Consider the following 11,582-nt stretch of genomic DNA (forward strand, 5'->3'; position numbering starts at 1 on the left):
TGGTCAGCAGGTAGGGACCGGCGTGTTATAGCGTCGGCCCTTTTTTATGAAGAAAGGAGGCCAGCAAATGGGATGGCAGATTGCTTACAGCCGCTTACCACATGACTTCAGTGGGCTGCCTTTTAAAATGAAAAAACTGACGCAATTAATCAAGATTACACCCCAGGTCAGCGGCGGTGGATTGCGCTTGCAGCTACATAACCACTTTGGAGATGAGCCACTGGTTTTTGATCGACTTGAAGTCAGCGACAATGAAAAAATGCAAGGTGCCAAAATGATTACACGTGGCGGTCAAACACGAATCGTCATCGCCAGTCATGGTACGGCGCAAACCGATACCTTGCCGTTTCAGGTTACTGCTGGCCAGCCGCTTTATTTTAGGATGTGTGCAACGTGTAACCAGTCATATGTTGATTTTAGCTGTGTTTATGATGAGACGTTTTATAATGCCATCAATAGCAATTCGACAACGGCAACGCCTCGTCTCCCGCATAACTGGCAGGCACGCAAAGGCTGGTTTTGCATAAGCTGCCTAGAGGTCTGGACAGCTGAAAAAATGCCAATTATTGAGCTGACGGGTGATTCATTGGCCGAAACGGGGATGATTGAGACCGGACTGATTAAGCAGCTTTTAGGACAGGGCGTGGTAGTCAATACGGGAATCTCCGGCAATCGGCTGCTGCATGATGCTCCGCAAGACGGTCCGCTTTATCAAACGTTTGGTCAGGCCCTGGAAAAAAGAGCCAAGGAAATAGCCTATCAAGGTTCGCATCCAGTCATTGCCATGATTGGCAGTAATGATCTGGTATTGCCGTTAATTGACGCAGAGTCGACGCATGAGCTGATCACGCCCGCTGAGTATTTGGCGGGCGTCAAGCACTTGAAAGAAATTTTTGATGCGCAACATTGTCCATTGATTATGACCACGATTCCGCCATTCAATCCACGCGTCGCCAAGGAGCAAAATAGAATTCTGCAAGACGCGCAGGCTAAACGGTTGTTAATCAATCAAGAGTTGCGAAAATTTGACTGGGTGGCTGATCTGGATCCAGTACTGCTTGATCATCATGGTGGCTTAAAAGCGGAATATGATTTTGGTGATCATCTGCACTTTAATGCGGCTGGTGGGATGGTGGTTGCAAGCAAGATTCTGGAAAAACTAATGCCACAAAGCAAGCAGTCGGGATAAGTATAAATGGCGCCATATCAAGCTTTTACGCTTGATATGACGCCATTTTAGTTGTTTTTCAGTGGCTGCCATATTAGCAGTCATTGGTTTGGAAAGTAAGATTTCAGTATCAATTGCCAGTTGATCGGCATTGATATATGACTACGCTAAGTCAGCACAGCACCAAGGCTAAGGCATCGCCCGTGATAATTGTAAAGAACATAGATGATCAGCATCGCGATTGTATTCGCAATACTGATATTTGATTATCATTCCTCGGTTTCTGATGTATTCAGATAGTTTAAAGACATTTTATTTAAATCTGTCTATCTGATTTTAAATTACTCATTAATGATATGCAATCACAACTGTATAAATCAGATTTGAAAAAGCGATTACCTACTTTTCTTAAAAAGCAATGTATAGTAGGTAAAATAAAATGTATTGTGAAGTGCAAGACAAAATCCGGACAAACTTTTAAAATTAAGCTGCCAGTTGTTCATTCCGATATTCAACCGAACTCAGACCATCTGTTTTAAAAAAATACGAATCTTATTGAAGAAGTTGATATATCCGTTTACCAGGCGCTTGAATTCCTCAATGTTGCGAGTGAGCGGACGTCCATTAAGCAGTTCAGTCTTTAGGAGATGGAAGAAGCTTTCTACAGGAGCGTTGTCGAGGCAGTTAGCCTTTCGCGACATACTCTGGATAAAATGATGATCAGCTAGTTTTTGGGTACAGTAAGCAACTGGTAATGCCACCCTTGATCGGAATGAATGATAGGATGGGCATTATCAGGCAAATTCAGTACTGAATCTGTGCTTACCTTGTTGAGAGACGATTTTACCGCGCAGTCGATAGTCGCGAATCCAATCGCTAACCCGTCGAGGATCGATGTTGTGTTGTCTGCTTAGTTCACTGATACTGATTTCATCTTTTCGAGTAAGATACTCATTAATGATTTCTCGTTTCAATTCCGGACTGTATCTATTCATAAAATGACCCCTTATAATCATTAAACTTCTTGTCCGGAAATTATAGGTCACTTCAGCATGAGCCTGTTGCCAAACTGGACTGACAGATTCGATCGCTTCGTTTATTATCCAGTTGGTTTAATGCCACTTGTCACTTGCTAACTTTCTAATTATTACTACAAGGCAAAAGCAGGCTTTGATGGATTTAATTATAACCACGCTATCTTAAGTTTGAAGCGGCCCCTTAGTTGTTATCCGCCTTACTGATTCTCGTTCTATTATGATTTAAACTTCAGCCGGCATCTCAATCTGCAGGTCATCAGCGATTTCTCGCATCTGCTCGATCGTCTTGGCATCAATGTCAACGCCGCGCTTTTGATTTTCAGCCAGGTTCTTGTATTCGCGGTCGCCTGGTACCCAAATCGTCTTGCCTGGAACATGGTTAAGATGACGAATTCGGTCAAGCATGCTGGTAGCATTGGCCTTAAGCGTTTCAACGTCACCAAAGAAGGCTGGATCAAAAGCAAAGACAAACTGGCTAAAGTCGTGCTTGCCCGTGTTGGTATCAGCTGAAATGGAACCTTGGGCTAAAATACCGGTTAGAATCTCAACGACGATGGAGTTGCCCATGCCCTTGTAGTTGGAGTTGACCTCACTGCCGCCCAGTGTCAAGAGACCGCCGCCTTTTTGCTCTTCTTCAAAGGCCGCGGTTGCCAAGATGCTTTCAGCTTCTTTAGGATCCTTGACGACTTGACGATTTTTATCAACGACCCAGTTGCCTGGCAGCTCAATACCTTTTTTGTCTGCCAGCTGAATCTTGCCGCCAGCAACTACGGATGTAGCTCCATCAAAAACAAATGGATGTGGCGAGGCGGGGAAGCCGAAAGCAAAGGCGTTCGATCCTAGGAATGCTTCAGTGGCATTGGTTGGCACTACCAATGGCCGCGTGTTGGTCAAAGCAATTCCGGAAAGGCCAGCATCCAGTGCTTTACGAACGTAGTAGCCGGCAATTCCAAAGTGGTTGGAGTTGCGTACGACCCCAATACCGACTCCAATCTGCTTGGCTTTTTCAATTACTTTGTCCATAGCCAGGCTGGCTGCCAGATGCCCCATATTTTGATTGGCATCAACTAAAACGGCGCCAGGCAGTTCTTTTAAAATTTTGGCGTGGTTTTGTGGAACGATGATGCCATCATTGATCATACTGCGGTACCAGTAGAGTCGTTGGATCCCGTGTGAGGAGATTCCCCGCAGATCAGCATCAACCAGCGTATCAGCAATTAAGGCGCCATCCTCTTTTCTAAAGCCTAATTTATCAAAAACGGTTTGAATGTATTTACGTTCATCTTCAGCATTGATTCGCATTGTTATTTCATCCTTTCATAATAAAAAACGCCCCTGAGTTGAAAGCTCAAGGGCGTTTTAATGCGCTGTACCACCTTGGTTCGTCATTGAAAATCAATGACCTCCACGACTGATAACGGTGGTCAACCGGGAACGTAGCTTGCACCCGCTCCATTTAACAATGAGTTCATTTCGCCATATTTGCCAATGCGTGCTTGCACCAGATCACGCTCGCTAAAATTAGAAAAGACGGCTACTACTCTCACTAACTTTTCATTATTTTGATTAAGATCATTTTAGAAACAGATTGTTAATTTGTCAACCGGATCTGCTGAATAATTTTAAGTATTGCTGAGAGATGGGACGCATAAAAAGTAATACATCGGAATGTGCAAACGCTTGCTCAAAAACTGAAAGGGTTTTATAATAGAGCTAATCAAAATTCTGGAGGCACTAAAATGCAAAAATTTTCCGTACGACATCCTTTACTAGCTGGCTATATCGTAACCTTGATTACTGTTATGGTATTTTTAGCGCTGCGCAGTGTCGTTGGAACTGATCTGTTAAACCTGTTGGGGATGATCGCACTGGTCGGCCTGGCGTTTTATTGGAATACGATGAACTCATACGCCAAGCTGGCCTGTGAAAAATACGATCTGCATTTTAACCTTGGTCAAAAAGAGCGGCATAATCCCCACTGGCCGCTGTACTTTAATACGGTCCTGTTTGCCGTAGCTGCTGTAACGATTCTGTTTTTAAATATTTCGTTTTATGGTGCGCGGATCATCGGGGTCGTAATGGCCATTATTGCCGTTAATGCCTTTATTCCATTGCCAACGCGTAAACTAGCACAAAATCATGAAATCAGAGAACTGGTCAATCAACTGAACGCCAAACGTAAGGCAGAATTTTACGGTACGACCAAGGATCAGCAGACTATGCGGACGATTTCCAAGCTGGCTAAGTCTGAAAAATAGCAAGTTAAGATAATTGACTTAAAACGTCATCGGGTAATAATCCTGATGGCGTTTTCTTATTTTATTAGCCAACCAGCTTAACATAACAGTACAAATTTACCTTAACCAAAATCCCTAAACAAAAAACAAACAAATATCACGATCAAAAAAATTGTCAATAGAAAACCCCAACCGGATTTAATCCGATCAGGGCATCTCATACAGATGGTTACTTCAGCTCCAGAACCTCAGCAATCAGTTTTTCCATTTCATCAGGTACAACCAATGATTCCTTGCGTGGCTGATGATCAAACAGTTCCTTGACTCCAGCCGTTAATTCACCGCCCACCAGGTCATGCAGCTGTTTGATGGCAGGCATGCCTTGCTGGTCAGTATCGCGACCAGTCAGCGCATGGTAGACGGTTTCTGGGAACTTGTAGGGGCTGGCCGTTGAAACAATGATCATTGGCGTCTGATCACCAGTTTCTTTTTGATAGCTGCGCGCTACAAATGAGCCAACCGCAGTGTGCGGATCAATCAGATAGCCGCTGGTTTCATAGACATATTTGATTTCGCCCGCAACCTGAGTCTGCGTTGCAAAACCAGCTGCAAACGCTTGATCCAGCTTTTCTTTAGCAGAAGAAGCGACCTGGTAAAAGCCATCGTTTTGCAGTTGTTCCATCAAATTCTTAACGGCTGGCGCATCTTCATCATAAACATCAAACAAGAGTCGTTCCAGGTTGCTAGAAACCAGAATGTCCATGGCTGGTGCAGAGGTCAGGTGGAACTCCCGGCGCCGGTCGTATTTACCAGTTGTGAAGAAATCCGTCAAGACTTTGTTTTCATTTGAAGCACAGATCAGCTTATTGACAGGTAAGCCAAGCTTTTTAGCATACCAGCCGGCTAGAATATCACCGAAGTTCCCAGTTGGCACGGTGAAGTTGATTGCATCACCAAGTTTAATCTGGCCTTGTTCAACTAGCTGACCATAAGCGGCAAAGTAGTAGACAATCTGTGGGATCAGCCGGCCAATGTTCATTGAGTTGGCGGAAGAAAACTGGTAGCCATTGTCAATCAAGCGCTGGTTAAAGGCATGGTCGTTAAAGATATGCTTAACCTCAGTTTGGGCATCGTCAAAATTACCTTTAACGGCAACAGCAGTCAGATTTTGACCTGGTTGGCTGAGCATCTGCTTAAGCTGAACGGGGCTGACACCACCATCAGGATAAAAAACAATGACCTGGGTGCCATCAACATTGGAAAAGCCGCGCATTGAAGCCGTTCCAGTGTCACCAGACGTTGCAGTTAGGATTACGATATCACGATTAACCCCATTGAGCTTAACGGCCTTAGTCATTAATTGGGGCAGCATCTGCAGGGCAATATCCTTGAAGGCCAGGGTTGGACCATGATAAAGCTCCAGATAGTTAAAGCCGGCTTTTTCACGACTCAATGGCGCGATTGAATCGTCATCCCATTGACTGGCATAGGCCTTGGTTGTACCATCAGCCAGCTGGTCTTCAGGATAGTCATCAAAAAACCATTGCAGGATCGTCTTTGCCAGTTGCTGATAGGGCAGCTGGATTAATTTCTCCAAATCGTACGCTGGTTTGGGAAAGTCAACCGGAACGTACAATCCGCCATCTGGGGCCAGTCCTTGAACAACGGCGTCACTTGATTTTAATGCATCTTTAACATTACCACGCGTACTGCGATAGTTCATTGTGATCCTCCATTCTTAATACGGTAGTGGTTTGGTAGAATTCTTTTAAATATTGTAGCCTATGGATAGTCCATGTTACAATCATAAATATGAAGATTTAATTAAAAACTACAGAGAATGGAGTAGCGCTATGGAAACTGTCAAACTGGGAATACTGGGGCTGGGTACGGTCGGCTCTGGTGTTTTAGAAATGATTGAAAACAACGAGAGTAAGATTCGCAATATTATTGGTCGTGAACTATCAGTTAAAACAGTTGTGGTTCGTCATCCAGAAAAGCACCAAAATGCAGCTGCTGACATCAAACTAACAACTGAATTTGAAGAAGTGCTTAATGATAATGAGATTCAAATCGTCGTTGAGCTGATTGGGGGAATTCATCCTGCCAAAGAATATATCGAGCGTCTGTTAAAGGCACATAAAAGCGTTGTAACTGCAAACAAAGACTTGATTGCTTCATACGGTCCGGAACTAGCCGCTCTAGCTTACGAGAATCACTGTGACTTGATGTATGAAGCCAGTGTAGCTGGGGGGATTCCAATCCTGCGTACGATCGTCAACAGCTTTGCAGCCGACAACATTCTAGAGGTTAAAGGGATCGTTAATGGTACGACCAACTATATTTTGACCCAGATGAACCAAAAGCACTGGACATATGATGAGGCACTAAAGAAGGCGCAAGAGCTTGGTTTTGCTGAAGCAGATCCGACCAATGACGTCACTGGTAAAGACGCGGCCTACAAGATGATCATCTTGAGCTACTTTGCTTTTGGGACGCAGCTTAAGATTGATGACTTTAAGACTGAAGGAATCGACACTTTAAATGCTTTTGATGTCAGTCAAGCTGAATCGCTCGGCTATGTTATCAAGCTGGTCGGTTCAGCCAAGGTTATCAATGGTGGTGTTTTTGTTGATGTTGCGCCAACCTTGGTGCCGGAAGATCATCCATTGGCAACGATCAACAATGAGTTCAATGCCGTTATGGTTACCGGTAAGGCCGTTGGGGACACGCTGTTTTATGGGCCAGGTGCTGGTGGACTGCCAACTGCCAACAGTGTTTTGAGTGATATTACTTCAGAAGTCAAGAATCTGATCATGGGCACCAGCGGTCATGCGTTCAATACTTATCAAAATGAGTATGTACCGGCAGATCCGGACGATGTTTCCTACCCATACTATCTTTCGCTCACGATGCCGGATGTTTCTGGTCAGATGCTTAAATTTACTAAGATCATGGCGGATGTTAAAGCCAGCTTCAGTCAGATCGTACAGTCGCCAATCAAAGATGAAGGGATTGCTCATGTTGCCGTCATTACGCATGAGCTGTCGCAAAGTCAATTGACTGAGCTTAAACATCAGCTGCATAATGCCGACTCGATTAAGCTGAATGCGGCTTACAAGGTTTTGGAAAACTAGGGGGAATGATTATGCAGATTAAAGTGCCAGCTTCCAGTGCCAATCTGGGTCCAGGATTTGATTCAATCGGCATGGCAGTGTCACTTTATTTAACGCTGGATGTGTTGGAACCAAGCGATAAGTGGGTGATTGATCATGATTTTAAAGATCTGCCGCATGATGAATCCAATATGATCATTGATACTGCCTTAAAAATCAAACCGGATCTGACACCGCATCACTTGAAAATGCAGTCGGCAATTCCAGTTGCTCATGGTTTGGGCAGCAGTTCCAGTGCTATCGTAGCCGGAATTGAATTAGCCAATACGCTTGGTCAGCTGCAAATGAGTAATGATGAAAAAGTAGCAATTGCCTGTGAGATTGAAGGGCATCCAGATAACGTAGCACCAGCAATTTTGGGGGGATTGGTGATTGGTACCAATGTCAATGGCCATTTTGACGCCATTAAAGCGCCATTACTGCCTTACGCGCTGGCAGTCTACATTCCTTCGTATAATCTAAAAACCGCCGATGCTCGAGCCGTACTGCCAGACAGCATGACGCTCAAACAGGCAACGCATGGCAGCGCGATTGCTAACGTCTTGGTAGCCGGACTGTTTGCCAATCGCTATGATCTGGTTGGTGAATTGATGGAGGCCGACGAGTTTCATGAGCAGCCGCGCGCCAAACTGGTACCGGAGCTAGCCAAGATTCGCGAAATTGGACACGAAGCTGGGGCGCTGGCAACCTATTTAAGCGGTGCTGGACCAACTGTTATGACGATTATTGACAAACAAGGAATTCCACGATTTAAGCAGCTGCTCTTACAGGCAGGCCTTAGTGATCCATTATTGGAAATCGAACCTGATACGGAAGGTGTTCAGGTAATTGATTAGTTAAAAATGAGAATTGAACTATCATTTTTTGTGCAAAAAAGCTAAAACATCAGGGGATTAAAAATAATTAATCTTTTTTATAATTAAAGGTTGACGAGATAAGATTAGAGTGTTTTAATGTTAGCAACCAATTATTGAAAGGGGAAGCAATTATGGAACTTCAATGCCAAAATCGACAAGCGTTTTATTTCGACTTTGCTTATTATGCTTTCGTTTAGCGTTCGTGCTGCTCAAGCACGAACGCAAGACGTTCAGCGCTTGAGCAGAGTCGCATTTTGGCGCGTCTTTGCCGGGCATCTCTAAATCCAGCAAAGACGAAGTTCACTTCTTCTTTAAATAACCAACCTTAAGTACATCCCTTCATAAAAGTATTGTGCAGAAGGTCAGCTGGATTGATGAGGCAGGCGTCTCGAAACTGGCTGACTTTTTTAATACCTAACTAAGGGGGATTACTTATGGACATTGCAAAAAATCAAGTCGATACAGTGGCTAAACAACGACTTTCCGTTAGCCTATACCTTAACTACCTGATTCATGGAATGGGGATGATCATTTTAGCCCAAAACATGAATAGCTTAGGAGCTGCTTGGCATCAGCCAATTAAAATCGTTTCCTTCGTAATTTCAGGAATCGGCATTGGACGCTTGATCTCATACTTGATAACTGGGTTTCTGTCGGATAAGATCAGTCGTAAGTTTTTCGTTGAGGTAGGGATGTTTTGTTACGCGGCGTTTGCCCTTGGCATGCCGCTTACCAAAAACATTGGTCTGGCTTACGCCTTTGCGATTCTGGCAGGGGTTGCCAATTCATCATTGGATGCCGGTACTTACACGACTTTCGTGGAAATGAACGGCGGCAACGGAGCCTACACGATTTTAATCAAGGCCTTCGTTTCCGTTGGTGAATTCATCTTGCCAATTCTGGTTACGATTCTGGCTAATCAAGGAATGTGGTTTGGCTGGAGTTTCATGGTGATGGTTGTTATGTTGGCAATCAACTTCTGCTTGATTCTGCCACTCAAGTTCCCAGCCGCTAATCAGGCCAGTGGTGACGCCGTTAATGAGCAGGACCCAGAAATCAAAGGGGTCGCTAAAAAAGTCATGACCGGCGCGTTGGTTGTCTACGGCTACTCATCGATGGCTTTGATGATCTGGTTTACGCAGTGGATCACGATGTTTGCGCAACAAACGCTGCACATGTCAAATGGTGCTGCTCACTTCTTACTTTCACTATACAGTATCGGTTCAATTACCGGCGTCTTGGTGCTGTTTGCCTTACTGGGACACAATGTCAAGGAATCGCATCTGCTATTGGTCGTTAATATGATTGCCTTGGTATCATTGCTGGTGATCATGCAAAGCGAACAGTCGCTTTTGATGCAGATTGCTTCATTTACTTTTGGACTTAGCGCCGCTAGCGGGATTATGCAGACTGGCCTGACGATTTTTATGAAACTTTACCCAACCCACCGTGGTATGATTACCGGTGTCTTCTACTTCTTTGGCAGCATTGCTTCATTCACGGTGCCAATTATTACTGGGATGCTTTCCGATATTAACATGGCAGCTGTTATGGCTGGGGATCTGGTAATGGCTGGAATTGGAATTTTAGTTGCTGCAATTGTGATGGCTGCTGAAAAGAAAGGATAACCAATGGAAAATCCACAATTAAACGCACTGCGCGATCAGATCAATGCCGTTGACGAAAAGCTGGTGCAATTGCTTGAGCAGCGTTTCGCCATTGTTAAAGAAGTCGGGGTAGTCAAGCAGGCTGCCAAGCTGCCAATAAGAGACGAGAAACGAGAACAGGCGGTTTTGGACTGGCTAAAAGCAAAAGTCGATGATGAAGCGTTGCAGCCGGCAATACAAGCCATTTTCCAAACGATTATGGACGAAGCTAAAAAGCTGGAGTAATGATGCTGAATACGGAACGGGAAAATTAGAAAAGAGGAACATTTATGAACTACTTGACTGCCGGTGAATCGCATGGACCACAGCTGACCGGAATCTTAGAAGGTATCCCAGCAGGCCTGCACTTGGATGTGGAGCAAATCAACCAGGCGCTGGCTGCTCGCCAGGGAGGCTATGGACGCGGCAACCGCCAAAAAATTGAACATGATACGGTTGAAATTGTTGGTGGCGTCCGTCATGGCGTAACATTGGGCTCACCAATTGCATTGACAGTCAAAAACCGCGATCATGCACATTGGTCGGAAATCATGAATCCAACATCACCAGCTACGCCAGAAAATACCGTACGCAAGGTGAACCATCCACGACCTGGGCACGCGGATCTGGTTGGCGGCATGAAGTACCGGCATCGTGACCTGCGCAACGTCCTAGAACGTTCATCAGCTCGGGAGACGGCGATGCGCGTGGCCGTTGGTAACATCTGTGAACAGTTGCTGGCCGCATTGGATATTTCGATTATTGGCTATGTACAGCAGGTTGGCTTTATCGATGCTCGCGGCAAACAACCTGATAACGTCAAGGCAATTGAAATGCTGATTGCCCAAAATGACTTAAGAATCATTGACAACACCAAAGTTGAGGCGATTCATCAATTGATTGACCAAACCAAGCGCAATGGCGACACGTTAGGCGGGATTATCCGCGTGGTTGCGGAAAACGTACCTGCTGGCTTAGGCAGTCACGTCAGTTGGGACACCAAATTAGATGGCAAGCTGGCAGCTGCAGTAATGGGAGTCAATGCCATGAAGGGAGTCTCGATTGGTGACGGATTTGAAAATGCAGTCCGGCTGGGCAGTCAGGTAATGGATGAAATCAGTTGGAATCAAGAAACCGGCTACTCACGTTTGAGTAATCACTTGGGCGGTTTTGAAGGCGGGATGACCAATGGCATGCCAATTATCATCAACGCGGCCATGAAGCCAATTCCAACTTTATACAAACCACTGCAGACAGTTGACGTAACCAATCATGAACCAGTTAAGGCCAATGTTGAGCGTTCTGATACGACCGCGATCGTGCCGGCATCTTTGGTCGTTGAAAATGTCGTTGCCATCGAGCTGGCCAAGGCAATTGCGGATGCGTTTGAAGCTTCCAGCCTGGAACGTCTGCAGGCTGAAGTGGCCGCTTGGCGTCAGGAAATGCGCGAATACTAAAGGA

The 11,582-nt window shown here is 45.1% G+C and carries 11 protein-coding genes and 1 pseudogene; 7 read left to right on the forward strand and 5 right to left on the reverse strand.

Annotated elements, in window-relative coordinates; all coding sequences use genetic code 11:
• Positions 1–67: 67 nt before the first annotated feature.
• Positions 68–1,189: a GDSL-type esterase/lipase family protein gene (locus HF864_RS03470; RefSeq protein ID WP_169461717.1), complete on the forward strand. Its 1,122-nt coding sequence runs from the start codon at positions 68–70 to the stop codon at positions 1,187–1,189.
• Positions 1,190–1,689: 500 nt separating this feature from the next.
• Here the strand turns inward: HF864_RS03470 and HF864_RS09445 are convergent, their stop codons facing one another.
• The 4 genes and pseudogenes from HF864_RS09445 to HF864_RS03485 all read right to left on the reverse strand — a co-directional run bounded on the left by HF864_RS09445 (position 1,690) and on the right by HF864_RS03485 (position 3,507).
• Positions 1,690–1,800 carry a hypothetical protein gene (locus HF864_RS09445; RefSeq protein ID WP_240936868.1) on the reverse strand — a complete coding sequence of 37 codons (111 nt, stop codon included), beginning with the start codon at positions 1,798–1,800 and terminating at the stop codon, positions 1,690–1,692.
• Positions 1,801–1,946 (reverse strand): annotated as a pseudogene (locus HF864_RS09450) (transposase); the annotation flags it as partial.
• A gap of 16 nt (positions 1,947–1,962) precedes the next feature.
• Positions 1,963–2,163, reverse strand: coding sequence for a transposase (locus tag HF864_RS03480; protein ID WP_039945688.1), 201 nt, complete (start codon positions 2,161–2,163; stop codon positions 1,963–1,965).
• 264 nt (positions 2,164–2,427) lie between these two features.
• The gene (locus tag HF864_RS03485) at positions 2,428–3,507 is read right to left on the reverse strand and encodes an Ldh family oxidoreductase (RefSeq protein ID WP_169461719.1); all 1,080 of its coding nucleotides are present in this window, start codon (positions 3,505–3,507) and stop codon (positions 2,428–2,430) included.
• 437 nt (positions 3,508–3,944) lie between these two features.
• Here HF864_RS03485 and HF864_RS03490 point away from each other — a divergent pair, with 437 nt between their 5' ends.
• Positions 3,945–4,463, forward strand: a complete 519-nt coding sequence (locus HF864_RS03490) for a hypothetical protein (protein WP_169461720.1) — start codon at positions 3,945–3,947, stop codon at positions 4,461–4,463.
• 208 nt (positions 4,464–4,671) lie between these two features.
• Here HF864_RS03490 and thrC read toward each other — a convergent pair whose 3' ends face one another.
• On the reverse strand, positions 4,672–6,165 hold the full coding sequence (gene thrC / locus HF864_RS03495; protein ID WP_169461721.1) for a threonine synthase: 1,494 nt from the start codon (positions 6,163–6,165) through the stop codon (positions 4,672–4,674).
• 130 nt (positions 6,166–6,295) lie between these two features.
• On the opposite strand from thrC, the gene HF864_RS03500 reads away from it, so the two are divergent.
• The 5 genes from HF864_RS03500 (at position 6,296) to aroC (ending at position 11,578) form a co-directional block, all read left to right on the forward strand.
• Positions 6,296–7,579 (forward strand): homoserine dehydrogenase, encoded by a 1,284-nt coding sequence (locus HF864_RS03500; protein WP_169461722.1) that lies wholly within the window; start codon positions 6,296–6,298, stop codon positions 7,577–7,579.
• A gap of 11 nt (positions 7,580–7,590) precedes the next feature.
• Positions 7,591–8,454, forward strand: coding sequence for a homoserine kinase (gene thrB / locus HF864_RS03505; RefSeq protein WP_169461723.1), 864 nt, complete (start codon positions 7,591–7,593; stop codon positions 8,452–8,454).
• 455 nt (positions 8,455–8,909) lie between these two features.
• Entirely contained in the window at positions 8,910–10,103 is a 1,194-nt protein-coding gene (locus tag HF864_RS03510; RefSeq protein WP_169461724.1) for an MFS transporter, read from the forward strand.
• Between the two features lie 3 nt (positions 10,104–10,106).
• Positions 10,107–10,367, forward strand: coding sequence for a chorismate mutase (locus HF864_RS03515; RefSeq protein ID WP_169461725.1), 261 nt, complete (start codon positions 10,107–10,109; stop codon positions 10,365–10,367).
• 44 nt (positions 10,368–10,411) lie between these two features.
• Positions 10,412–11,578, forward strand: coding sequence for a chorismate synthase (aroC, locus tag HF864_RS03520; protein WP_169461726.1), 1,167 nt, complete (start codon positions 10,412–10,414; stop codon positions 11,576–11,578).
• Positions 11,579–11,582: the final 4 nt, after the last annotated feature.

The sequence above is a fragment of the Lactobacillus sp. MRS-253-APC-2B genome (assembly GCF_012843675.1).
GTDB classification, from domain to species: Bacteria; Bacillota; Bacilli; order Lactobacillales; family Lactobacillaceae; genus Limosilactobacillus; species Limosilactobacillus pulli.